Source organism: Gulosibacter sp. (assembly GCF_052090685.1).
Taxonomy (GTDB): Bacteria; Actinomycetota; Actinomycetes; order Actinomycetales; family Microbacteriaceae; genus Gulosibacter.
In genome coordinates this window covers 26,177-50,627 of the sequence record NZ_JBQDBE010000006.1, presented here as the reverse complement: position 1 = coordinate 50,627, position 24,451 = coordinate 26,177, and the positions used below count along the sequence as shown (strand labels likewise).

Below are 24,451 nucleotides of genomic sequence, written 5' to 3'. Positions count from 1 at the left end.
AATACACATGGCTGATGAGAACGATCTCACGAACGAAGACGCACCGCAGCACGATCGCGTGCAGCAGGTTGACCTGCAACTAGAAATGCAGCGCTCCTACCTCGACTACGCCATGAGCGTGATCGTGGGACGAGCACTTCCCGAGGTGCGCGACGGGTTGAAGCCCGTGCACCGGCGCGTGATTTACGGGATGTATGACGGCGGCTACCGTCCGGATAAGTCATTCTCGAAGTGTGCTCGCGTCGTTGGGGACGTGATGGGTCAGTACCACCCGCACGGTGACTCGGCGATTTATGACACCCTGGTGCGGCTCGTCCAGCCGTGGTCGATGCGCTATCCACTTGCGCAGGGCCAGGGTAACTTCGGTTCGGCCGGTAATGATGGTGCTGCGGCACCGCGATATACGGAGACGAAGATGGCGCCGCTCGCGCTCGAGATGGTGCGCGACATTGAAGAAGACACCGTCGACTTCATGGACAACTACGACGGGCAAACTCAAGAGCCCACTGTGCTCCCGGCGCGTTACCCGAACCTGCTCGTGAACGGTTCGGAGGGTATCGCCGTGGGTATGGCGACGAAGATCCCGCCGCACAATCTTCGTGAGGTTGCGGACGGTGCGCTCTGGGCACTCGAGCACCCGGATGCGAGCCGGGAAGAGCTGCTCGATGCGCTCATGCAGCGCATCCCGGGCCCTGACTTCCCAACCGGCGCGCAGATCCTCGGGACCAAGGGCATCCAAGAAGCCTATCGAACCGGCCGCGGCTCGATCACAATGCGCGCCGTGGTTAATGTCGAAGAACTGGGTGGACGCACCTGCCTCGTCGTCACCGAACTGCCGTATCAGGTCAACCCAGACAACCTTTCAGATCGTATCGTGCAGATGGTCCGCGACGGCAAAATCAACGGTATCGCCGATATTCGCGATGAGACCAGTGGTCACACCGGTCAGCGCCTGGTCATTATTTTGAAGCGGGATGCCGTGGCGAAGGTGGTGCTCAACAACCTCTATAAGCACACGCAACTGCAGGACACCTTCGGCGCAAATATGCTTGCGATCGTTGATGGCGCACCGAAAACCCTCGCACTCGATGGCTTCATCTTCCACTGGCTCAACCACCAGGTTGAGGTCATTGTTCGCCGCACCCAGTACCGCCTTCGGAAGGCCGAAGAAGAGGTACACATCCTGCGCGGCTACCTCAAGGCGTTGGATGCGCTCGACGAAGTCATTGCACTCATCCGGGCTTCAGCCACGGTTGAAGTCGCCCGTGAGGGCCTCATGGATTTGCTCGGGGTCGATGAAATTCAGGCCTCGGCAATCCTCAACCTGCAGCTGCGTCGTCTGGCTGCGCTTGAACGTCAGAAAATTACCGACGAAGCCGACCGCCTCGAAGCCCTGATCCTCGAATACAAGGCGATCCTTGCATCCCCCGAGCGGCAGCGCGAAATCATCGCGGAAGAGCTGACCGAGATCGTGCGTCGTTTCGGCGACGACCGCCGTACCGAGATTCTCCACGGCTTCGATGGTGGGGTGAGCGATGAAGAGCTCATCCCGGTTGAGGAGCAGGTTGTCACCGTCACCCGTGCCGGGTACATCAAGCGCACCCGCAGCGACCAGTACCGCTCTTCGCACCGCGGCAGTAAGGGCGTGCGCGGTGCGACGCTCAAAGCCGACGATATTGTCGAGCACTTCTTCGTCACCACCACGCACCACTGGCTGCTGTTCTTCACCAACTTCGGTCGCGTGTACCGAGCCAAGTGCTATGAACTCGTCGAAGCGAGCCGGGACTCTAAGGGCCAGCACATTGCGAACCTGCTGCCACTACAGCCCGGTGAAGAGGTCGCCCAAATTCTCGACCTCGAGAATTACGAAGAGCAGGACTATCTCGTGCTTGCCACCCGCAATGGGTTGGTCAAGAAAACGAACCTGTCGCTTTATGACACCAACCGTCAGGCTGGCATCATCGCAATCAAACTACGCGAGGGCGATGAGCTCGTCTCCGCGATGGCAATTCGCGACGGCGACCACATCTTCCTCTTCTCGCACGCCGGCCAGTCCCTACACTTCATCGCCGATAACGAACAGTTGCGCCCGATGGGCCGCGATACTTCGGGTGTGAAGGGGATGAGCTTCCGCAATGGCGACTATCTGATCAACGCCGCGGTCGCGACCGACGAGAACCTCTTCGTCTTTACCGTGACCGAAGCCGGCTACGCCAAGCGCACCTCGGTGGGTGACTATCGCATCCAGGGTCGAGGTGGCCTCGGTATTAAGGTCATGAAGCAGTCCGATGATCGTGGCGAAATTGCCGGTGCAATTTTGGTGCACGAAGCGGATGAAGTGCTCGCGATCCTGAATTCGGGCAAGGTCGTGCGCTCCGACGTGTCAGAGGTCCCAGCAAAGGGTCGCGACACGATGGGCGTGGTGTTCGCACGGATGGATAAGAAGGACTCTGTGGTGGGTGTCGCGCGCAATACCGAGCGCGATCTCGGTGAAGAAGAGGCCGAGGATGAGGATGCGGAAACTACACCTGAGGTTGCAACTGTCGAAGTGAACTCCGAAGAACCGGCGTCGCCTGATGCCGCTGCGGAGGACGACCGGTAGGATCGGGCATCATGACATCAGTAGCGGATAAGCTCGCGAAGAAGACGGAGCGGCGTACTTCGAAGAAACAAGTGCGCCTCCGTCTGGTGCAAATCGATGTGTGGTCGGTAGTAAAGCTTGCCCTCCTGCTCGCGATTTGTATCGGCATCGTGATTGTGGTGGCCGCGGTCCTGCTGTGGATCGTGCTGGCCAATACGGGTGTCATGACCTCGCTCAACAACCTCCTCTCCGAGGTGATGGGCAACGACTCGATCACCGTGGAAACATTCATTAACTTCCAGGGTGTCTTGCTCTTCTCTGCGATCATTGCTGGCCTGCAGATCATCGTGACGACCGCACTGTCCGCAATTGCTGCGTTCTTGTACAACCTCACGGTGCGTCTGACCGGTGGCATCGTCTTTGGCTTCACCAACTCCTAGACTGGAACAATGCGAGAGATTTTCTCGCTTCGATTTTGTGTCGAGCGGAAACCTTGTGGTACTCTCGTTTCTTGTGCCGAAGACATCCAGACGGATGCGAGACACGGATGGGGCTATAGCTCAGGCGGTTAGAGCGCATCGCTGATAACGATGAGGTCCAAGGTTCAAGTCCTTGTAGCCCCACTCAATCCGCTAGGATTGAACATGTGGTAAAAATTGAATACCTACGGTGAAAACCGCACGGGGCCTTAGCTCAGTTGGTAGAGCGCCTGCTTTGCAAGCAGGATGTCAGGAGTTCGAGTCTCCTAGGCTCCACAAAGTAAAAATCCGCAGTCGAAGACAAACCGACTGCGGATTTTTCGTTGCCAGTCAACGTTTGCGTTCGCCTGCCACGATGAACCGGAACCGGAGGTCACCCATCATGAGCCCCAATACCGAACGCATCACTGTCGAGGCGAATTCCGAACAAGGCCGTCTCTTCGCATCGGTAGCTGCGGACCTGCGTGAACAGACGCAAGACCTTCTCAATGAATTCACGAAGATATCCCACACCTGGCGCGATGGTTACAAATTCGCGGTCGGATTCACGCCCTTCGTCTTGAGCGAGACGGCGGATGGCTACCGAGTACTCGTGCCGGACCTGGCCGCAGCAAAGCCAAGGGAGACGATGACCGAGGATATTTCGCTGCCTGTAGCGCTGCTCGATCAGCAGTTGAGAGTCACCCGTGCCGCAGGTCTCCCCTCCATGGCAGTGTGGTACGAGATGGGATTCCTCACCGCACCGGGTTGGGAGAACGCAGAAATTCTGAACCTTACGCGAAATCCCGAAACGGATCCGGAGTCTGCAATGACCGGCTGGATCGTGGAACCCTATCCGCCGACAGAGGAAGTCGATTGGGACGCACTGGAACCTGCCGTCGGCTGGCGTGTATTTCAGACGAATCCCGCAATTATCCAGGCATCGGCGGTGCCGGACGGTCACGTCGTCATCGTCGATAAAGGTGAAGTCATGCTGATCATGCGAACGGAAGACATGGAACCAGTCGCCCACGGTCCGCTCTGATCTCGAGGGTTGAATGATACCTTCCAAATGCGAAAGGCGGATTCTATGAGTGAGCCAAACTCCTTCATTGAGAGTTCTCGGGTCGGAGTGATGATTCTGTCGATTTTCGGCTTGGTGTGGGCGCTCGCTGCGGTGGGACTCTCAAACCTTCCACTCCTGCTTACCGTGTCAGCCGCAGTTATTGCAGCTCTTCTCACCATTGTGTTGAATCTTGTCGCTGCTTCACGTCAGTTCAATGCAACTGACGAGACGAAGGCCCTCGTCGGAACGCGACGTCGTCGCAAAGTGTTTATCGCGAGCAACATTGCCCAAGCCGTGCTCTTCTCCGTGCTGATCTCGGTATGCCTCGCCCTGAACCAATTGCCATACCTGGCGTTGATCGGATCAATTATTGTCGGCGCGCACCTGATCCCAATTGGAATTTCATTCGGGGAACGTCCGTTCATCGCCGGTGGCACATTGTTAGTGGTCACGGGATGCGCCGGGATTCTGGCTGTTGTCTTCGAGCTCGTTTCCGAGAGCACAGCTGCGGGTGTCGTCAGCCTGGTGAACGCGGCAGTGCTGCTGATACTGGCCGGGTTGCAGATCGCGCTATATGGGCGCCGTCGAGCGGGATGAGAGCGGGGATGTCGGTGGCTCTGGGTAGTCTGCGAACGCAATAACCCCGGAGACTTGCTCTCGCAGAGGCCTTCCGGGGTCTTCGTGATCCAAACTATCACAGGGGGCGCACGTTGGCCGTAAGCAGCGCAGAAGCAGCTCGAGTCGCGGCCGCACTTTCCATCGACCGATTGGGGCCCTACCTCCGGAGCGCAGATGGTGATATCGGCAAGGCAGTGTGTCTCTACGAATGGAACCTCGCGGTCTCCGGGGCGTTCTATGAGGCGCTTGGGATCCTCGAGGTGGTCCTCCGCAATGCGTTAAGTGAGCAACTCATTGCGCGTCACGGTTCTCGCCGGGGACACTGGTACGACGATCCGTTTCGCGTACTTTCAGACCAGGCTCATGCGGATATTGCTGCCGCTCGCGAGCGAATCGCGAAGCTGGGACGCGTGGAGCTTCCGGGCCGCGTCATCGCCGAGCTGAACTTTGGGTTCTGGAAGTTCTTGCTCGCGAAGCGCTATGAAGCCACAATGTGGACTAGCCACCTCCGCCACGCTTTCCCCAACCTGCAGCCACAGAGCCGCGCTGTTGTCTATCGGGCGGTGGATCAGTTGCACACGCTCCGAAATCGTGTCGCCCACCACGAACCGATTCACGAACGGGACTTGGCCAATGACATGCTCGTACTGTTCCGCGTGCTTGATTGGATCGACGCCGACATCCGGTCCTGGGCCATCGATCACTCCCGGTTACGGCCGCTCATCGCCGGTCGACCGCGCTGAGGCATTCGTCGCTCACCGAAGCGCACGATGTCGACAAGAACTTCCGCGATGCGTGTGCTCTGAGGGATCAAAGCGAGATAGCTTCGGCTTGGATGCGTTGCAGCGCTGGACTTGATCCACGGTCGGATACGACGTCTACGGGCGTTCCCAAGAGTTCTTCAATTTCTGCCATGAAGCCGGCCAAATCGAATACCGAAGCATTCGGTTTCGGGTGCACGAGCAGGTCTATATCTGAACCGGCAGCGGCCGTGCCGCGGGCGACTGAGCCGAACACACGGATATTGCTGAGATGGCGGCGATTCGCGACTTCGAGAATTGCGTTTCGGGATGCGCGCAAACGCTGCAGGGATGGAACGCGCAAAACGGATCGCACAGCAAGTTGTCGTTGCGTCTTTCCTGCTTCCAAGCGCTGACTGCGAAGGCTCCCACCAATGGTGTTTTCGCGCATACTCCAATGATAGCGACCAGCTATCAACTCTCGAGTCTGATGCACAACATCGCTATTGCGGTCCGAATCATTCAAACTTAGGCTTACCTTATTTATTACCTAAAACTAACTGGAGGAGGGCGCTGTGGTGCGGATCGGCGGCCGCCCTCGACGGCTCGAAACCGGGAACACCATGCGAGTCAGACGCGGCAATCGTGCTGTGCTCGGCTGTTGCCGCAGTCGTCATCGGCAATGCGGCGACTGAAGATATTTAGCGCAATCACGCGATGACCGAGATGCTCGCCGAAGACGAACTCGGCGAGGCACAACGTGGTTTGCCGGACGTGGATGCGGATGAATACGTCCGAATGTGGCTCGGGGCCGCAATTCGCGGATTTGTCATGGCCGCTCCACAGGGACGACCCGTCGCAGAAATCAGAGCGGCGCTCCACGCTGCTGGAAGGGACACCGATGGCTAAACGTGGATTCACCGGAGTCATGATGCGCAGCTACGGTGCGCGCGACCACGTGGCGACCGTCACCGGTATCGAAACGCTTGCGTCGCACTTCATTCGGGTGCGGATGCATTCCGACACACTCATGGAAGATGTGGTCCCCGAACCGACGGGGTTCTTGCGCTTCTGGTTTCCCGATCCGGATGAGCCCGAATCGGAGCAGCAGCGCGCCTACACGCTGACCGAGCTTGATCACGACACGGGTAATTTTGCGGTGGATGTCGTACTCCACGAGCCGGCGGGCCCCGCATCCGCCTGGATGAGCGCTGCCAAGCCGGGGGATGCGATTTCGGTGACCACGCTCGGTTCCACCCGCTTCGAAATCCCGGAAGAACTTCCCGCGGGCTACCTTCTCATTGCGGATTCGGCGTCGATCCCCGCGGTCAACGACATCCTCGAGATTGTTCCGGCGGAAGTGCCCATTGAGCTCTATCTCGAGGAGCACGACCCGAATGATCGAAGCATCCCGCTTGTCACGCATCCGCGCGTACGGATTCACTGGGTTCCACGTCAGGGTGAAACCTCGCTCGCCGCCGCAATCGAAAACCGGGACTGGTCGAACTGGTTTGCGTGGGCGGCTCCCGAATCGGGGAGCCTCAAGCACCTTCGGAAGCTGCTCAAGGATGAGTTCGGGTTCCCGAAATCAGAGCTGCACGCGCAGGCGTATTGGTTCTATGGGCGCGCGTTCGGGAAGAAGCGACCGAAGGATCTTCCGGAGGAGCAGGTGCGCATCGAGGGATTCCCGGCCGAAGAGACTGCAACTGCACCTTCTGAAGCAGCCGAACTTTCCGAAACAGCCACTGACGCCACATCATCCAGCGCAGCCCCACCACTGCGCGCCAGCTGGCGCTCCCAAGCCGGCGGCCGCCTCCTCGCACCGCTCAAGCCGACGTTCATTGCCGCGGGCATCGCGCAGGGCATCATCACACTGGTCGAGCTCGCACCCTTCGTGCTGCTTGTCGAGCTCGCGCGACTGCTGCTTGCGGGGGCCGATATCGCGCGCTTGTGGACGCTCGGAATCTGGGTCGTGGCGCTCATGGCCGCGGGCGTTGTACTCTCGGCGGCGCTCTTGCTGTGGCTCCATACCGTGGATGCGCGATTCTCCCGCGATCTTCGCCAGCGGCTGCTCGGCAAACTCGCTCGGGTTCCACTCGGTTGGTTTGACGCTCGGAGCTCGGGGCAGGTCAAACAGATCGTGCAGGACGACACCCTGTCGCTGCACTATCTCGTGACCCACGCGGTACCGGATGCGGTGGCCGCCGTGGTTGCACCAGTAGCGGTGCTCGTCTATCTCTTCATTGTGGACTGGCGCATCGCGCTGCTGCTGTTATTGCCGGTGCTCGTGTACCTGGTCGCCATGGTGATCATGGCCATCCAGTCCGCGCCCCGAACGGTCCAAGCGACCCGCTGGGCCGAACGGATGAACGTTGAAGCGGGAGCCTACCTCGAGGGGCAGCCCGTGATTCGGGTGTTCGGTGGCGCCGCGGCTTCGACTTTCCGCGCACGGCTTGGTGAGTACATCACCTTCTTCAACGACTGGCAGCGGCCACTGAGCGGGCAGAAAGCGTTCCTCGATCTCGTGACCCGGCCCGCGACCTTCCTGCTGCTCATCTGTGCGCTCGGAACGACGCTGATCGTGGCCGATGCGATGGATCCGGTCGCGATTCTGCCATTCCTCTTCCTCGGAACAACCTTCGGCGCCCGACTCCTCGGCGTCGGCTACGGCCTATCGGGTCTGCGGACCGGGCTCCTTGCCGCGAAGCGCATCCAGGTGACGCTCGACGAACCGGAATTGGCGACCGAGGCACGATCCGGATCCTCAGCAGCAGCGCCGGTCGGTCGCGTAGAGTTCGAGGGTGTCGGGTTCTCCTACCGCCCGGGCATCCCCGTGCTCGAAGACATCTCGCTAACTCTCGAACCCGGCACGGTCACCGCGCTTGTGGGCCCTTCCGGGTCGGGAAAATCCACGCTCGCGGCACTGCTCGCCCGCTTCCACGACGTCGACACGGGCGCAATTCGAATTGGCGCTCAAGACATCCGTGTGCTCACACCTGATGAGCTTTACGCGCGCGTCGGATTCGTGTTCCAGCAAACCCAGTTGGTCCACGGCACGGTCCGCGAGAATCTCGCGCTCGCGGTGCCAGACGCGACGGATGCACAGGTCGAGTCGGCCGCCCGGGCCGCGCAACTGCATGACCGCATCCTCGAGCTGCCGCAAGGCTACGACACGGTCCTCGGACCGGATGCGCAACTCTCGGGTGGCGAGCGCCAGCGGCTCACTATTGCGCGCGCGATCCTTGCGGACACCCCGGTGCTCGTGCTCGATGAAGCAACCGCCTTCGCCGATCCCGAATCCGAGTATCTCGTGCAGCGCGCGCTCGATCGCCTCACCGCGGGACGCACCGTGCTGGTCATCGCGCACCGACTCCACACGATCACCGGGGTGGATCGCATCGTGGTGCTCGATCAGGGCCGGGTTGCCGCAACGGGGACGCACGAAGAGCTGCTCGCCCAGCGCGGACGCTATCGGCAGTTATGGAATGCGGCAACCGGTCCCGTGACCGCGAACGCGCACTCGACTGGAGAGGATGCACGATCATGATTCGCACTATGTTGACGCTGATCGGGCCGGGCCGCGGCCGCCTGATCGCAGGCCACCTCGTGTTCTCCGCGGTAGGGCTGATATTCCGAGCCGCCGGGATTGTGCTGCTTGTGCCGTTGGTCGCCGCACTCTTCAGCGATGACCGCGCGGCGGCCTGGCCGTGGTTGGGCTTCCTCGCACTCGCGACGGTGCTCGGGTGGTTCGCGGATGCCGCCGTCACTCGGCGGGCTTACGACCTCGGCTTCGGACTGCTCGACACGGGTCAGCGCACCGCAGCGGAACGGATCACCCGCATCCGTCTCGGCTGGTTCACTGCCGAAAATACCGCGACCACGCGACAAGCTATCGCGGCCAGCGGCCCGGATCTCGTGGGGGTCATCGTCTACCTCGTCACCCCGATGCTCGGCGCCGTCGTGCTGCCGGTACTCATTGGCATCGCACTGCTGCCGATCGCCTGGCCGCTTGGGCTGGTGGCGTTACTCGGTGTGCCACTGCTGCTCGGCGCCTATTGGGCCGCGGGGGCGATCGGCCGAAACGCGGACCGGATTGCTGCCGCCGCGAATACGACGCTGACCGAGCGAATCGTGGAGTTTGCCCGCACCCAGCAGGCACTTCGTGCCGCCCGCCGAGTCGAACACGAACGAAGCCTCACTGGAGCCGCACTTGATGCGCAGCACGGTGCGACTGTGCGAATGCTGCTCTTGCAAGTGCCCGGCCAGATCATTTTTGGCATCGCGAGCCAGATCATGTTGCTGCTCTCGGCTGGCACCACGGTCGTGCTCACCGCGCGCGGGCAACTCGGGGTTCCCGAAGCGATTGCGCTCATCGTCGTGATCGTCCGCTATCTCGAGTCCTTCACGATGCTTGCCGAGCTCTCACCCGGTGTGGAAACCACCACCGGTGCGCTGCGAAGAATGCGTGAGGTGCTTGAAGCTCCAGTGCTTGACGAAGGTGAGCAGCACCTTGACCAGGACGGTGCGCCCCGGGTCGCGTTCCGGGATGTTCGATTCGGCTACGAGGAAGACGCCGATCGGCCAGTGCTTGAGCACTTCAACCTTGTGTTCGAACCCGGCAGCACCACCGCGATCGTCGGACCATCCGGCTCCGGCAAGTCCACGGTGCTCGCGCTCTTGGCAGGATTGCACGAGCCGAGTGACGGGCGGATCGAAATCGACTGTACCGACCTCGCCACGCTCGATGCCGATTCTCGCCGTTCGCTCGCAAGCATGGTCTTCCAGCATCCCTACCTCTTTGACGGCAGCATTCGCGAGAACATCCTTGCGGGGAATCCGGATGCGGATGAAACGGCATTGTCACAAGCAACCAGTCTCGCGCGGGTGGATTCGCTCGTGGGGCGCCTACCGGCGGGGTTGGATGCGCGGGTCGGCGAAGCGGGTTCGACGCTCTCCGGGGGTGAGCGGCAGCGGGTGTCGATTGCTCGAGCGCTTTTGAAACCCGCACCGATACTTCTGGTGGATGAAGCGACCAGTGCGCTCGACAGCGAGAACGAAGTGGCCGTGGCCGCTGCGCTCGCGGACGACCCAACTCCGCGCACGCGCGTAATCGTCGCGCACCGACTCAGCTCAATTCGGGCTGCGGACCGCGTGCTCTTCCTCGACTCGGGTCGTGTGGTCGAGGACGGGACAATCGCGGAGTTGCTTGCCGCGGGCGGCCGCTTCGCCGACTTCTGGAATCAGCAGCATGCCGCGGGCGCTTGGCGCCTTGGGGATGCCGAGAGCGGTGCCAGTGAGAGTGGGGCCACAGAGAGCGGGGCCACAAAATAGGGCACCTTGCCAACCTGCGAGCGTATCGTCACGGACATGAGCAGCGTATTTGATTCCATTCGTAAAATTCGATTCCGCCGCGGCCCGCAACGAGTTTTCGGTGGTATCGCGGGTGGCCTTGCCGAAACATCCGGACTGAACGTCTGGCTCGTTCGGCTACTCGTGCTGATTTCCTTCTTATTGCCGGTCCTCGGGGTTGGCGCCTACCTCGTGGTGTGGGTGCTCACGCCGTGGACTGACGGCAGTATCCCGGTTGAGCGCCTGTTTGGCGGCCGAAAGAATTAGCTGCTGGGTGTCCCTCGCCGACCCTGCGCCGACCCTGCGCCGAGACGCTGCCAGATTTGGCGTGCGGGAGCGCATATGAGGGCATATACCCTCAAAGCGGCACGGGTACGCCAAATATTTCAGCCCCGCGCCGAAAGTTCAGGCCGCGGCGGGAGTTCAGTCCGCGGCGAAAGTTCAGCCCCGGCCAGAAAATCAGGCGGCTGGGCCGGAGGTTGGCCCGGAAACTGGAATAACCCGGTCCCCGTCGAGCAATTCGCATAGGGGATCCGCTCGAAGCGCCGCACGTATAGCCCCGCGGTGCACTTCACGCATTGGCGGCAACGCCGAGGCCTGCCACCAGCGCGCATCCGCAGCCTCGTCATCACCGGCGCCGGGCGTCCCGGCCACATACCCGCAGCGAAACACCAGCCCGGTGTACTGCGCGATATCGCCGTTCGGGTGGGTGACCGGAGCCGTGACGTGCACCTGCGCCATCCGCTCAATTTCACACTCGACCAGGGTTTCTTCGAAGGCTTCGCGCACCGCGGCAACGGCAGGATGCTCGCCCGGGTCAACGATTCCGGTCACCGGGGCCCAGAGCCCATCGTCGCTGCGACGAACGAGCAGTACGTCTTCCGACCCCGTATCCGATTCAAATCCGGCACCCGATTCCACCGCCGACCATGGTTCGAGGTCTACCAGCGACCGGTTGGATCCCACCATCGGCGCGCTCGCAGCGCGCATACTCGAGCTTTGCGCAGCGGCGGCGAGAGCATCCTCGCGACCAAGCGCATCCGGCCGATGCGGCCTGACGACGACCGCCGTGCAGCCGATCAGCCAAAGCGGATCGTGACCGATTTTTTCGCGCAAACGCAGGATGAATTCGGGAGTGGGCATGCCGCGAGGCTAGCGACCCGAAGTGACGCACGTTCGACATTCCGCACCGTACGCCGAAGGCACAACGGGTACCGCGGGCGCCGATCACACGGTAAAGTGGTTCCCTAACCGTGCGCGGATGGGCTGTGCCCGTCCGCGTGTTTCATTACGTCCGAGTGCGACACCTGGTGCGTCTACAGTGCACCAATGAGCACAGACCTGACCGATGGATCCCCTTTCGAATGACAGCTAGCCAGCGACACGCATAAACCGGTATGAATCACCTCGTCCCGTCGAATCCCTTTCACACTGCAGCACTCCGGCTCTCCGACGCCCCCGCGGTGCGTGCGGAGGGTGAAGGTCGTGTCCACGGCAAGGTAATTCTTATTGGCGAGCATTCCGTCGTCTACGGGCAACCGGCGATCGCGCTGCCGGTAAATAGCGTCGAAGCGAGTGTCACCTTGCGGCTGTTTGACCGCGCGCGAATTGACAGCGATCTCTATGTCGGGCTCTCCGACGTGGCACCGGAAGAAGTGGCCCCGGTGCTCGCGGCCGTGCAGGCCGTGACCGAGGCTGCCGGGTTTGACAAGGGCCGGGTTGGTGTCACCATTCGCAGTTCGGTACCAGTGGGTCGCGGCCTTGGGTCCTCCGCGGCAGTGGCGGGTGCGATCGTGAATGCCGCGGCAAGTGTCGCGGGACTGCCGTGGACCATGGATGAGCGCTACGAACTCATCCAGGCCGCGGAACGCGTCGCGCACGGCACCCCGAGCGGACTCGACGCGCGCACCGTAATTTCCGAGCATCCGGTGTATTTTCAGCGTGGTGAAGCGAGCGGCATCGAAGTGGGCGCACCCTTCGGCTTCGTGATCGCCGACACCGGCCTGCCGAGCTTTACGGCGCAGGCGCTCGCCGGAGTCCGGGCCCTCCACGAACTCGATCGCGAGATGGCAACCACGGCCGTCCAGCGACTCGGAGAACTCACCGAAGCATCCCGTGTCGCACTGGCCGATGGCGACACGGAAGCCCTCGGCGCACTCTTAAATGAAGCCCACGGCCTCCTCACGGAAATCGACGTGAGTTCGCCCGAACTCAATGACCTCGTGACCGCCGCCCGCGACGCGGGTGCCGCGGGGGCTAAACTGACGGGCGGCGGGCTTGGCGGTTGCATCATTGCACTCGCGGCATCGCCAGAAGCAACCGAAGATCTCGCTGCGGCAATGCGCACAGCGGGTGCGGCTGACGTCTGGACCATGACCCTGGAGGCAACTCGATGACCACGGCCACGGCTCGCGCGTATCCCAATATCGCACTCGTGAAGTACTGGGGAAAGCGCGATTCGACGCTCATGCTGCCTTTGACCGGCAGCATGTCGATGACCCTCGATGACTTCCCGACCACCACGACGGTAGAACGGATGCCGGCGGCCGAGGCTGATACCTTCCAGCTCAACGAGGAAGCCGCAACTGGCGAGTCGCTGCGCCGCGTCCAGAAATTTCTCGACATCGTTCGCGAACGCTCCGGCAGCACCGATTTCGCCGCCGTACGCTCACGCAACGAGGTCCCCACGGCCGCGGGCCTTGCATCCTCCGCCTCAGGATTCGCCGCGCTGGCGCTGGCCGCGTCCATGGCCTACGGACTGCCGTTGGATCCCGCCGAGGTAAGCCGACTCGCGCGCCGCGGCTCCGGCTCGGCAACGCGCTCGGTCATTCCGCACTTTGCCGTCTGGCGCGCGGGCGATGATGTGACCTCGGTAGCGGAACCGATTGACGCACCCGATATGCGCATGATCGTTGTGGTGGTGGATGCGGGGGGCAAGGAGATCTCCAGCCGGGAAGCGATGAAACGCACCGTACTCACCTCGCCGTTTCACGACGCCTGGGTGACCTCAACGGAACTCGCGCTTGACTCGATGATCAGCGCCTGCGCCGATCAAGACTTCACCCGAATCGGTCGGATCACCGAAACGAACGCGCTCCGGATGCACGCGACAATTCAGGCCTGCGACCCGCCAATTCGCTACCTCGCGCCGCAAAGCGTCGCCATTTTCGACCGCATTCGCGAGCTCCGAGACGCAGGCCTAGAGACCTACGGTACGGCGGATGCGGGCCCCAACGTCGTCGCAATCGCACGCCCCGAAGACGCGGATGCGGTGGCTCAGTCACTTGCCGAGTTCGGCACCGTGCGGGTCATGGCACCGGGGCCGGGTGCGGCGTTACTTTCGGATAGTGACGCCCTGTGATCGAGACCAAGGCTCCCGGAAAGCTCTATATCGCTGGCGAATACGCGGTCGTCGAACCTGGCGAACCCTCCGTCATCGTTGCGGTGGATCGCGTCCTCACGGTCAAGCTCACGCCGAGCGATGACGTGGGCCGTGTGTTCTCGAGCGAGTACGGACGAATGCCGGTGGTGTGGCGCCGGGATGATGACGACAGCATCCAGCTCGAGCACCGACCCTTCGACTACGTCATGGCGGCAATTGCGCTCACCGAGCGACTGCGCAGCGAACGCGGTCACGAACCGCTCTACTTCGACCTGCATATCGAGAGCGAACTCGACGACTCGAGCGGTCGAAAGTTTGGACTCGGTTCCTCGGCCGCCGTTGTCGTCGCGACAATTGCTGCGATCAACGAGTTCTACGGGCTCGGTCTCACGCCCACGGACCGTTTCAAACTCGCACTTTTGTCCACGGCGCGGGTCTCACCGCGCTCTTCGGGCGGGGACCTGGCCGCAAGCACTTTCGGTGGCTGGATTCGCTATACCTCGCCGGATCGGGACCGGCTCCTCCAGGATCTTGAGCGCAATGACACGGTGTGCGAGAGCCTGGATTCATCCGGGTGGGCGACCTTTAGTGTCACCCAACTCCCGGAACCAGAAACTCTCGAATTGCTCGTAGGCTGGACCGGGTCGCCCGCATCCACCGAGCGACTCGTGAACGGGGTCGAGAAGCAGACCCCCGCGTCCTCCACGAGTCACGAGAATTTTCTCGAGGAGAGCCGCGGGATTGTGGATGCGCTGGTGTCGGCCATGCAGGAGCACAATGAGTCGCGCACGCTCGAGCTTGTTCGTGCCGCGCGGCTGCTCTTGCAGCGTCTCGGGACGAACACCGGGATTCAGATTGAGACCGAAAAGCTGCGTGCCCTGTGCGAGATCGCGGAATCACACGGCGCCGCGGCAAAACCTTCGGGCGCTGGCGGCGGGGACTGTGGGATCGTGTTTGCCGGTCCGGACTCCGACAATGACGCGATCTTGAGCGAATGGGATGCTGCCGGCATCCGTCGACTCCGTCTCGGGGTCTATCCGGCCGTTGGCGAATCGGGCGGAGCTGTTGCGAATGGTTAGCGAAGACGCGCAAGCACACTCAAGCGCAGCGGCACGGAAGGAAGACCATATCCGACTCGCCGCCGATCAGCGTCGCGAAACTCCCGGTCGCAACGAATTTGATGACCTCGAATTTCTGCATCACGCACTGGACGGCATCGATGTGGCCGCCGTCAATTTGGCGACCCGGGTTGGTGAGTGGTCCTGGCCGGTGCCGATCTACATCAACGGGATGACCGGCGGAGCCGATACCGCCATGCGCGTCAATCGCTCCCTGGCGATCGCGGCCCAAGTAACCGGCCTACCCATGGCATCCGGTTCGGTGGGGATCGCCCTCGACGACCCTTCGACCGCCGCGAGCTTCCGCGTCATTCGTGAGGAAAACCCCGAGGGCTTTGTGATGGCAAACGTCGGCGCAGGCCGGCCGGCAGATCACGGCCAGCGCGCGGTCGACCTGCTCGAGGCGAACGCGCTGCAGCTGCATCTCAACGTCGTGCAAGAGACCGTGATGCCCGAGGGCAGCCGGGAGTTCTCGAGCTGGTTGCGGGGCGTGGAGGCGACCGTGGCCGCGACCGAGGTGCCGGTGATTGTCAAAGAAGTGGGCTTCGGCCTGAGCCGCCGCACCCTCACGCAGCTCCGCGAGGTTGGCGTGCAGATTGCGGATGTTTCCGGATCGGGCGGCACAAACTTTGCCCGTATCGAGAGCGCGCGGGGCGGGGATGCGTTTGGTTATCTCGGCAGTTTCGGCCAGTCCGCGGTCGCCTGCCTGCTGGATGCCCCGGCAGACTTCCCGAACCTGCTCGCCTCCGGTGGGATCCGGCATCCCCTCGACGTGCTGAAGGCACTCGCGCTCGGTGCCCGCGCTGTCGGGATCGCCGGGCCCTTCCTGCTTCCCGCACTCGAAGGCACGGCCGAGTCGCTCACGGCGGAAATCCAACGCTGGGTCGAGCAGCTGCGGCAGCTGCACGCCATGGTCGGCGCCGCGACACCGGCCGAACTCGCCACGACAGACCTGCTCGTGCGCGGCGGCGCGCGCGAATTCGCCACCCTGCGTGGCATCGACATTGCCGGGATCGCGCGCCGCAGCGAGGTTCGTGGCTTGCCGGACCGGAGTGCCGGTGGCCCGCTTAATCAGGAGGAACGATGAGCAAGCACGACCAATTCGTGACCGGTATTCCCTCGAGCTGGGTCGGACCGCTGCGCATCAGCGGCAACGCGATCAATGAGGAAATCAAGGTGCCCCTCGCGACCTATGAGACACCACTGTGGCCCTCGGTCGGTCGTGGTGCCCGAATCTCGCGTCTCGTTGAAGGCGGCATCCGCGCCACCGTCGTCGACGAACGGATGACTCGCTCCTCCCTCTTTACCGCGCGCGATGCGGCGCACGCCTATGAGGCGATGGCGAGCATCCGCGAACGAGTGGCCGAGTTGCACGAGGTCGTCAGCGCCCAGAGCCGCTTCGCGAAGCTCATCGAGGTGCACGAGGAAATCGTCGGGAACCTGCTGTTCATTCGGTTCGCATTCACCACCGGTGACGCCTCGGGCCACAATATGGTGACCCAGGCTGCCGACTCGCTCATGAACCTCATCCTGTCTTGGGATCTCGGGCTCGAATACGGCTCGGTCTCCGGCAACTTCTGCTCCGACAAGAAAGCCACCGCGGTCAACGGCGTGCTCGGCCGTGGCAAGCGCGTAGTCGCTGAAATCCTCATCCCACACGACATCGTCGAATCGAAACTGCGCAGCACCGCCCAGCAAATCACTGACATCGTGGTGCGTAAGAACCTCGTGGGATCCACCATCGCGGGGGCATTGCGCTCCGCGAATGCGCACTTCGCGAATATGCTGCTCGCGTTCTATCTCGCGACCGGGCAGGATGCGGCGAATATCGTCGAGGGCTCGCAGGGCATCGTGTACGCCGAGAACCGCGAAGATGGGCTCTATTTCTCGTGCTCGCTCCCGCACCTGATCGTCGGCACGGTCGGGAATGGGAAGCACCTCGATCACGTTAACGAAGCATTGGACAAGTTGGGTTGCCGCGAGGAGCGTGAACCCGGCGCTAATGCACGCAGGCTCGCGGCCATGATTGCCGCGACCGTGCTTTGTGGGGAGCTGTCATTGCTCGCCGCGCAGACGAATCCCGGCGAGCTGATGCGGTCACACGTGCAGCTCGAGCGCGGTGAAAGGAAATAACTATGACTGGCATTGGTATTCACGACATCGAGCTCGTGACCACGCACGACGTGCTCGATCTGGCAGCACTGGCCGAAGTCCGCGGGGTTGATCCCGCGAAGTACGAGATCGGCCTCGGCCAGACTCGCATGAGCGTTCCCGCGGCGGATGAAGATGTCGTCACCATGGGTGCCACCGCGGCCGCGCGATTGCTCGAACGGACCGGGACCGAAGGCATCCGCTCGCTGCTGTTCGCGACCGAAACCGGTGTCGACCAGTCGAAGTCGGGTGGGATGTTCATCCACGGCCTGCTGGGGCTGCCCTCTGCCATGCGGGTGGCCGAGGTGAAGCAGGCTTGCTACGCGGGTACCGTCGCGCTGCAGTCGGCGCTCGGCGTGATTGCTCGCAATCCCGAGGCGAAGGTGCTCGTGGTGATGAGCGATATCGCGAAGTACGAGCTAGGCGGCTCGGGCGAACCCACGCAGGGCGCCGGTGCAATTGCGATGCTCGTTTCAGCGAACCCCGCACTGGTCGAGATTGAGCCTGAGACGGGGATGTTCAGCGCGGATGTCGACGACTTTTGGCGCCCGAATGACTCCACCACCGCAGTTGTTGATGGCGCGCTTTCGCTCAAGGCCTACCTGGACGCGCTGACCGGATCCTGGGATGACTACCTCGCCAACGGTGGCCACGCCATCGAGGAGATCGACCGCTTCCTCTACCACCAGCCCTTCACAAAAATGGCGCGCAAGGGCCACCGCGAGCTGGCCAAGTACGCGGGCACCGCGCTTTCGGAAGACACCCTCGAGCCGAGCTTCATCTACAACCGTGAACTCGGGAACACCTACGGGGCCTCGATCTACTCAGCGCTGACCTCGCTGCTGCACCACGACGAGGAGCTCGCGGGCAAGCGCATCGGCTTCTTCAGCTACGGCTCCGGCAGCACCGGCGAGTACTTCACCGGAGTAGTGCGCGCGGACTATCGCGAGCACATCTACGTCGAGCCGATTCAGACTGAGCTGGCGGCGCGCAACACGATCACCTTCGAGGAATACGCGGAACTGCACGAAACCGTGCTGCCGAGCTCGGAGGATGTTGAGACCCCTCGCGTGACTAAGGCACCGTATCGTTTCGCTGGCATTAGGGGCGGGGCGCGGCAGTACGAGGCTACCGCGTAATCTCCCGCAGCATCCGGCAGTGCTCGCGGTAGTTTTCGATCGGCGTGATGTCTTGGCCCGCGCGAATGCGCTCGCCGAGGGTCTCCCAGCTCGTGTGCCAGGTCGTGATCGCTAAATCGGTGATCAACAGCGTCGTTGATCGCCGGAGCGATGGGCAGTGTTCGAGGAGCACTGCCTGCAGGGCCTTGGAAACTCGCTGCAATTGGGCCGCTGCCGCCTCCAGGAGTGCTGGCTCGGCCGCAAACAAGCGAGCGACACGTCTGGAGTCATCGTTTCGCTCGGCTGCGGTGAGGATCTCTTCCTCGAACACTGCCTCGATCTGTTGCAGGAGGCTGTTGGGTGACCCCTCGGACGGCACAAAGGCTGTGATTCGCTTCCGCAGGCTCTCTTGGCCGGGTATCCCTGCGTGTTCCTTGTTATCGAAATAGCGGAAGAACGTGCGCGAAGAGATACCGGCTTCCGCAGCAATTTCGGCGACCGTGGTCGCATCCACCCCCTGCTGTTCAAAGAGGGTCAGCGCGGCAAGGTGAATCTCGACGCGAGTTTGATCGCGGCGTCGCTCGACTAGTGAGCGTGCCTCGTTGGTCATGGCGGCCATTATTTCACGGTCCGTTTCCAAGAATTTCGAGAAATTGCTAATGGCAGCTTACGCCAACATGGCACAGTGTGCCATAGTAGATCGTTCGCAAATTTTGAAAGAGGAAAACTTCCATGACCCAGACCGAGAACACTTCGGTTTACTCACCGGGCAGACTCGTTGCCATCATTGGCACCCTCGCTGTCGCCGCCTTCGTGATGATCCTGAACGAAACCGTGCTCACGGTTGCGTTGCCATCGCTCATGGTCGACTTCTCGATTACCGCCGCAACCGCGGGTTGGTTTACGACCGGGTTCCTGCTCACGATGGCCATCTGTATCCCACTGACCGGCTATCTCATGCAGCGATTCAGCACGCGCAACCTACTGCTCGCCGCGCTCCTACTATTCGCCGTGGGCTCGCTCATCGCAGCGCTCTCCACCAACTTCTTGGCAATGCTCATCGCTCGTGTCGTGCAGGCATTCGGCACGGCGATCATCATGCCGCTGCTCATGACCACGACGCTGCGACTTGTCCCTGCGCAACACCGAGGCTCGATCATGGGGCTCAACGCAGTCGTGATCTCGGTGGGACCCGCGATCGGACCGACTGTCGCCGGCATCATCATCAACGCATTCTCGTGGCACACCCTGTTCTGGGGCATGCTCGTGTTCGCGGTGCTCGCATTCTTCGTCGCGCTTGCCGCAATTCCGAGTGGTAAGGGACGGCCCGCTGGTGGGCTCGACGCCGTCTCGATCCTGCTCTCCGTCATCGGTTTCGGTGGGTTCGTCTATGGAATCTCGACGATTTCCGAAATCGGCGCGGGCAATTACCTGCCCGTTATCGGACTCGTGGTCGGCGTTATTGCACTCGCGATCTTCGTTATTCGACAAAACTCGCTCGCGCGTTCCGGTGGCGCACCGCTGCTCAACCTCGCACCGTTCAAGAACGGCACCTTCAGCCGCAGCCTGATCGTGATCGCGATCGCCTTCGCGACGATGCTCGGTTCAGTTGTCGTGCTGCCCGTGTATCTCGAAAACGGTCTCGGCCTCAACCCCGCGACCGTGGGCCTCGCGCTGCTGCCGGGTGGTCTCATCCAGGCCATCATCGCGCCGATCGCAGGTCGCATTTATGACCGGGTTGGTCCGCGTCCGCTGGTGATTCCCGGCGGATTCCTCCTCGCAATTGGGCAGTGGGGACTCGCGACCTCCGGCGCCGATACCGCCGTGTGGATGGTCATCACCTTCCACACCGTCTTTGGTGCGGGCATGGCGCTGGTGATGTCATCCCTTATGACGCACTCGCTCGGGTCACTCTCGCGCGAAATGTACGGCCACGGCTCCGCGATCGTAAACACACTGCAGCAACTCGCGGGCGCAATCGGTACCGCGCTGTTCCTCACCGCGTTTGGAATTGGCCAGTCGGTGTTCGGCACGGTTGAGGATGCGGTGCGCTTCCCGTTCGTCGCCGGCGGCATTCTGACCTTGGTCGCGCTCGTGTTGGTGTTCACGATCGGCGCGCACAAGCGGGACCCGGATGCGGTCGTCGTTTCAGAGCCTGCAGCTCGGTCCGACACCGATACCCGCGGGATTTCTGTCGGAGTTTAGGTTGAGAGTGACGCGCCCTGCCGCTACACGAACGCATCCGGATAGAGCTCAAACTCGGGAACGCCGGGCGAGTATTTCGACAGGTCGGTCACGCCTTCGCCCGCGAGGACGTCTTCACACAGCAGCGTCTGACCGGCCATTGCCGCTGGTGACCCGGTCAGTAGCACGTGCGCCGCATCCGCGTAGATCTCCGGCGAGCGCGACCGACGAAATACCTCGTCACCCCCGAGCACGTTCTGGACCGCCGCAGTCTGAATCGTGGTCCGTGGCCAGAGGCACGCGGCCGGAATACCCGTCTCGGCGCCAATCCCGAGAGTTGCGAGCGTCATTCCGTATTTCGCGAGCATGTACGCGGGGTACGCGCCGAGCCATTTCTCTTCGAGATTGAGCGGCGGCGAGAGGCTCAGGATGCGCGGGTCGGCAGACTCTCGCAGGTGCGGCAGCGCGGTGCGGGTCAGAAGGAAGGTGCCGCGCGTATTGATCTGATGCATCAGGTCGTAGCGCTTCATGTCGATCTCGGCGGACGAAGTGAGATTGATCGCGGAGGCATTGTTGATAACCACATCGATGCCGCCGAACTCGGAGACGGTCTGCGCCACCGCATCCCGGATGCTCGCTTCATCCCTTACGTCGCCAACGATCGGCAGCGCCTTGCCGCCGGCATCCTCGATTGCCTCCGCGGCGGTGTACACCGTGCCCTCGAGGGTCGGATGTGGTTCCGCAGTTTTTGCGAGAACCGCCACGTTCGCGCCGTCGGCAGCGGCGCGCAGTGCGATCGACAGACCGATGCCTCGACTGCCGCCGGAGATGAGCAGGGTTCGTCCTTGAAGAGCTGCGGATTGCGTCGACATCTGGCGAATGTTACGCGGTGTGAATCAGAATTCGTGTGAGTTCCCTCATAATCTCTAGGCTCGTACGTGTATGACGCCAATATGACGCGCGTCGAATTATTGAGAGGAACCTCACCATGGCACGCATTACGAAGGTGCTGGCGACCGCCGGTGCACTTGCGCTTGTCGGAAGCCTCGCGGCTTGCTCGAGCGGCTCCGATGACACCGTCACGCTCGGCGTCGTTGGCGCATCCGAACCCTACTGGGAGACATTCGAAGCCGCCGTCGAGGCCGAGGGCATTGACCTCGAGATCGTGGACTTCGGCGACTACAACCAGCCGAACCCCGCCCTCAGCGCCGGCGAGCTCGACATCAACCAGTTCCAGCACGTCATTTACCTGGCCGAGCACAACAACGCTTCCGGCGATACCCTGACGACGATCGGTTCGACAGCGATCTACCCGCTCGGGCTCTACTCCGACAAGCACGATTCGGTGGATGCAATCCCCGATGGCGGCGTAGTCGGCGTCCCGAATGACACCACAAACCTCGCCCGCGGTCTGCTCGTATTGCAGTCCGCCGGTCTGATCGCGCTCGAAGACGGCGGCAGCCCGTACTCCACCGTGGACGACATCATCGCGGAAGAATCGCGCGTGACCGTTGAGGTATTCAACGCCGACCTGATTCCCGCCTCGCTGCCCGACCTCGATGCTGGCATCATCAACAACGACTTCGTCACCGACGCGGGCCTCACCGCCGAGGACGCGATTGCGCAGGACGACCCGAGCGACCCCGCGGCACTCGGCTACGTCAACGTCTTCGCCGTTCGCGACGAGGACAAGGACAACGAGACGCTGCTGCAGATCGTTGAGATCTACCAGAACAACGAAGAGGTCCAGCAGGGCGTAATCGCGTCCTCTGGCGGCACGGCAGAGATGCTCGTGATCCCCGCTGAAGATCTTGCCGCTCAGTTGCAAGAGATTCAGGAAGCCCAAAACGCGGGTTAATCCGCAGAACCAGGAATAATGGACACGCACCCGGCGCCGATCGGCTACCGGGTGCGTGTCCGTTATTGACGAGGGCCCGTCACGGAAAGGAATGCCAATGGCAATGATCTCAATGCGCGACGTGGTGAAGGAATACCCGTCCGTGAAGCGAGGTGGCGAACCGATCCGTGCGGTCGACGGCGTCTCACTCGACATCGAGCAGGGCGGCGTCTTTGGCGTCATTGGCTACTCGGGTGCGGGGAAATCCACACTCGTTCGCCTCATCAATGCCCTGGAGCCCGCAACCTCTGGCGTGATCGAGGTGGATGGCACCGACATCACGCAGCTTCCCGAAACGAAACTGCAGCGGGTACGTACCGACATTGGCATGATCTTCCAGCAGTTCAACCTCTTCAACTCCCGCAACGTCGCGGGCAACGTCGAGTTCCCGCTCAATGTTGCGAATTATCCGAAAGAGGATCGGGCAGCACGCGTCGCGGAACTGCTCGAGTTCGTGGGTCTTGCCGATAAGGCACGTGCCTACCCCGACCAGCTCTCGGGCGGCCAGAAGCAGCGCGTCGGCATTGCCCGGGCGCTGTCGACTTCCCCGAAAATTCTGCTCGCCGATGAATCCACCAGCGCGCTCGATCCCCAAACCACCTCGGATGTCCTCGATCTCTTGCAGCGAGTCAATCGCGAGCTGGGCATCACGATCGTGGTGATCACCCACGAGATGGATGTGATCAAGCGCATCGCCTCGCACGTCGCGGTCATGGAAAAGGGCCGGGTCGTCGAACAGGGCGAGGTCTTCAATATCTTTGCAACCCCGCAGCATCCGGCCACGCAGCGTTTCGTCTCCACGATCATCCCCGGAATTCCGGGCGAGCGCGAACTTGCCGACCTGCGCATCCGACACCGCGGCACCCTCGCGACGGTCACGGTGAATGACGAGCAGACTGCGCAGCACGAGGTGCTTCGCCGGCTCCTCGCCCCCGGCACGAACGCACAGCTCGTGTACGGCGGCATGAACGAGGTCTCGGGTCGCGCATTCGGGCACCTCACTTTTGAACTCATCGGTGAGGATGCGCAGGTCCGCGAGTCGATCGCGCAGGTTTCGCAGATCGCCAAGGTTACGACGCTCGAGGAGGCGAATCACTAATGGAAGAGCAAATCGACCGTCTTATCGACCTCTTGCCGCAACTGCCGGGAGAGCTCGCCACCACGCTCATGCTGGTCGCAATGGCGATGCTACTCGGCGGCATCCTCGGCCTCGTGCTTGGCGTCGCGCTCTACGCGACGCGTGCCGGGAACATCCTCGAGAACAAGTTCGTGTTCAACGTGCTCAATGTGATCGTGAACGTCTTCAGACCGATCCCGTTCATTATTCTGCTGGCCGCCCTACAGCCCTTCGCCCGCGCGATCATCGGTATCGGTATCGGTAACCAGATGGCGATCTTCGCGATGACCTTTGCTGCGACCTTCGGGATTTCCCGGCTCGTGGAGCAAGCGCTCGTGACCGTCCCCGCGGGTGTGGTTGAGGCTGCGCGTGCGAGCGGGGCTGGACGGTTCCGCACGCTTGTGACCGTGGTCATCCCCGAGGGTCTCGGACCGCTCATCCTTGGCTACACCTACGCCTTCGTCGCGGTGATCGACATGTCGGCGGTCGCCGGTTATGTCGGTGGCGAGGGTCTTGGAAACTTCGCGATCCAATACGGTTATCGCCAGTTCAACCCCTGGGTGACCTGGGCGGCCGTGATCATCATCATCATCGTGGTGCAGCTCGTGCAGTTCTTAGGGAACTGGCTGGCGCGCAAGGCAATGCGCAGGTAGTCCCGGCGTACACTAGAGC

The 24,451-nt window shown here is 62.1% G+C and carries 23 protein-coding genes and 2 tRNA genes; 21 read left to right on the top strand and 4 right to left on the bottom strand.

Annotated elements, in window-relative coordinates; all coding sequences use genetic code 11:
* The first annotated feature begins 7 nt into the window (after positions 1–7).
* The 7 genes from gyrA to ACTHXA_RS05255 all read left to right on the top strand — a co-directional run bounded on the left by gyrA (position 8) and on the right by ACTHXA_RS05255 (position 5,466).
* Positions 8–2,602 (top strand): DNA gyrase subunit A, encoded by a 2,595-nt coding sequence (gene gyrA / locus ACTHXA_RS05285; protein WP_441670093.1) that lies wholly within the window; start codon positions 8–10, stop codon positions 2,600–2,602.
* 11 nt (positions 2,603–2,613) lie between these two features.
* Complete coding sequence (locus tag ACTHXA_RS05280; RefSeq protein ID WP_441670091.1) at positions 2,614–3,021, top strand: DUF3566 domain-containing protein; 408 nt, start codon at positions 2,614–2,616, stop codon at positions 3,019–3,021.
* Between the two features lie 109 nt (positions 3,022–3,130).
* A tRNA-Ile gene (locus tag ACTHXA_RS05275) sits at positions 3,131–3,204 on the top strand.
* Positions 3,205–3,263: 59 nt separating this feature from the next.
* Positions 3,264–3,336, top strand: a tRNA-Ala gene (locus tag ACTHXA_RS05270).
* A gap of 106 nt (positions 3,337–3,442) precedes the next feature.
* Positions 3,443–4,084, top strand: coding sequence for a hypothetical protein (locus ACTHXA_RS05265; protein WP_441670089.1), 642 nt, complete (start codon positions 3,443–3,445; stop codon positions 4,082–4,084).
* Between the two features lie 45 nt (positions 4,085–4,129).
* On the top strand, positions 4,130–4,702 hold the full coding sequence (locus ACTHXA_RS05260; RefSeq protein ID WP_441670087.1) for a hypothetical protein: 573 nt from the start codon (positions 4,130–4,132) through the stop codon (positions 4,700–4,702).
* 113 nt (positions 4,703–4,815) lie between these two features.
* Complete coding sequence (locus ACTHXA_RS05255; RefSeq protein WP_441670085.1) at positions 4,816–5,466, top strand: hypothetical protein; 651 nt, start codon at positions 4,816–4,818, stop codon at positions 5,464–5,466.
* Between the two features lie 67 nt (positions 5,467–5,533).
* On the opposite strand, the gene ACTHXA_RS05250 is transcribed toward ACTHXA_RS05255, so the two are convergent.
* Complete coding sequence (locus ACTHXA_RS05250; protein ID WP_441670083.1) at positions 5,534–5,914, bottom strand: nucleotidyltransferase family protein; 381 nt, start codon at positions 5,912–5,914, stop codon at positions 5,534–5,536.
* Between the two features lie 266 nt (positions 5,915–6,180).
* On the opposite strand from ACTHXA_RS05250, the gene ACTHXA_RS05245 reads away from it, so the two are divergent.
* The 4 genes from ACTHXA_RS05245 to ACTHXA_RS05230 are packed head-to-tail and all read left to right on the top strand — an operon-like array spanning position 6,181 to position 11,079.
* Positions 6,181–6,372, top strand: a complete 192-nt coding sequence (locus ACTHXA_RS05245; RefSeq protein WP_441670081.1) for a hypothetical protein — start codon at positions 6,181–6,183, stop codon at positions 6,370–6,372.
* Positions 6,365–9,010, top strand: coding sequence for an ABC transporter ATP-binding protein/permease (locus ACTHXA_RS05240; protein ID WP_441670079.1), 2,646 nt, complete (start codon positions 6,365–6,367; stop codon positions 9,008–9,010). The genes ACTHXA_RS05245 and ACTHXA_RS05240 overlap by 8 nt, the downstream gene beginning before the upstream one ends.
* Positions 9,007–10,794, top strand: coding sequence for an ABC transporter ATP-binding protein (locus ACTHXA_RS05235; protein ID WP_441670077.1), 1,788 nt, complete (start codon positions 9,007–9,009; stop codon positions 10,792–10,794). The genes ACTHXA_RS05240 and ACTHXA_RS05235 overlap by 4 nt, the downstream gene beginning before the upstream one ends.
* Positions 10,795–10,830: 36 nt before the next feature.
* Positions 10,831–11,079 (top strand): PspC domain-containing protein, encoded by a 249-nt coding sequence (locus tag ACTHXA_RS05230; RefSeq protein WP_441670075.1) that lies wholly within the window; start codon positions 10,831–10,833, stop codon positions 11,077–11,079.
* A gap of 192 nt (positions 11,080–11,271) precedes the next feature.
* Here ACTHXA_RS05230 and ACTHXA_RS05225 read toward each other — a convergent pair whose 3' ends face one another.
* Positions 11,272–11,955, bottom strand: coding sequence for an NUDIX hydrolase (locus ACTHXA_RS05225; protein WP_441670073.1), 684 nt, complete (start codon positions 11,953–11,955; stop codon positions 11,272–11,274).
* A 254-nt stretch (positions 11,956–12,209) separates the two neighbouring features.
* Between ACTHXA_RS05225 and mvk the strand changes: the two genes are divergently transcribed.
* From mvk to ACTHXA_RS05195, 6 genes are read left to right on the top strand one after another with little or no spacing between them, the layout of a single operon-like run.
* On the top strand, positions 12,210–13,208 hold the full coding sequence (mvk, locus tag ACTHXA_RS05220; protein ID WP_441670071.1) for a mevalonate kinase: 999 nt from the start codon (positions 12,210–12,212) through the stop codon (positions 13,206–13,208).
* Entirely contained in the window at positions 13,205–14,173 is a 969-nt protein-coding gene (gene mvaD / locus ACTHXA_RS05215; RefSeq protein ID WP_441670069.1) for a diphosphomevalonate decarboxylase, read from the top strand. Before mvk ends, mvaD begins: the two co-directional genes overlap by 4 nt.
* Positions 14,170–15,273 (top strand): phosphomevalonate kinase, encoded by a 1,104-nt coding sequence (locus ACTHXA_RS05210; protein ID WP_441670067.1) that lies wholly within the window; start codon positions 14,170–14,172, stop codon positions 15,271–15,273. Before mvaD ends, ACTHXA_RS05210 begins: the two co-directional genes overlap by 4 nt.
* Complete coding sequence (gene fni / locus ACTHXA_RS05205; protein WP_441670065.1) at positions 15,266–16,399, top strand: type 2 isopentenyl-diphosphate Delta-isomerase; 1,134 nt, start codon at positions 15,266–15,268, stop codon at positions 16,397–16,399. The genes ACTHXA_RS05210 and fni overlap by 8 nt, the downstream gene beginning before the upstream one ends.
* Positions 16,396–17,445, top strand: coding sequence for a hydroxymethylglutaryl-CoA reductase (locus ACTHXA_RS05200; protein WP_441670063.1), 1,050 nt, complete (start codon positions 16,396–16,398; stop codon positions 17,443–17,445). Before fni ends, ACTHXA_RS05200 begins: the two co-directional genes overlap by 4 nt.
* A gap of 2 nt (positions 17,446–17,447) precedes the next feature.
* Positions 17,448–18,602 (top strand): hydroxymethylglutaryl-CoA synthase, encoded by a 1,155-nt coding sequence (locus tag ACTHXA_RS05195; RefSeq protein ID WP_441670061.1) that lies wholly within the window; start codon positions 17,448–17,450, stop codon positions 18,600–18,602.
* Here ACTHXA_RS05195 and ACTHXA_RS05190 read toward each other — a convergent pair.
* Entirely contained in the window at positions 18,592–19,191 is a 600-nt protein-coding gene (locus tag ACTHXA_RS05190; protein WP_441670059.1) for a TetR family transcriptional regulator, read from the bottom strand. The two genes, ACTHXA_RS05195 and ACTHXA_RS05190, sit on opposite strands and share 11 nt — an antisense overlap.
* Positions 19,192–19,313: 122 nt before the next feature.
* Here ACTHXA_RS05190 and ACTHXA_RS05185 point away from each other — a divergent pair, with 122 nt between their 5' ends.
* Positions 19,314–20,786: an MDR family MFS transporter gene (locus tag ACTHXA_RS05185; RefSeq protein WP_441670057.1), complete on the top strand. Its 1,473-nt coding sequence runs from the start codon at positions 19,314–19,316 to the stop codon at positions 20,784–20,786.
* A gap of 23 nt (positions 20,787–20,809) precedes the next feature.
* Here ACTHXA_RS05185 and ACTHXA_RS05180 read toward each other — a convergent pair whose 3' ends face one another.
* Positions 20,810–21,637 (bottom strand): SDR family oxidoreductase, encoded by an 828-nt coding sequence (locus tag ACTHXA_RS05180; RefSeq protein ID WP_441670055.1) that lies wholly within the window; start codon positions 21,635–21,637, stop codon positions 20,810–20,812.
* Between the two features lie 116 nt (positions 21,638–21,753).
* On the opposite strand from ACTHXA_RS05180, the gene ACTHXA_RS05175 reads away from it, so the two are divergent.
* From ACTHXA_RS05175 to ACTHXA_RS05165, 3 genes are all read left to right on the top strand, one after another.
* Positions 21,754–22,623 carry a MetQ/NlpA family ABC transporter substrate-binding protein gene (locus tag ACTHXA_RS05175; protein ID WP_441670053.1) on the top strand — a complete coding sequence of 290 codons (870 nt, stop codon included), beginning with the start codon at positions 21,754–21,756 and terminating at the stop codon, positions 22,621–22,623.
* 97 nt (positions 22,624–22,720) lie between these two features.
* Positions 22,721–23,761, top strand: coding sequence for a methionine ABC transporter ATP-binding protein (locus ACTHXA_RS05170; protein WP_441670051.1), 1,041 nt, complete (start codon positions 22,721–22,723; stop codon positions 23,759–23,761).
* On the top strand, positions 23,761–24,432 hold the full coding sequence (locus ACTHXA_RS05165; RefSeq protein WP_441670049.1) for a methionine ABC transporter permease: 672 nt from the start codon (positions 23,761–23,763) through the stop codon (positions 24,430–24,432). Before ACTHXA_RS05170 ends, ACTHXA_RS05165 begins: the two co-directional genes overlap by 1 nt.
* Positions 24,433–24,451: the final 19 nt, after the last annotated feature.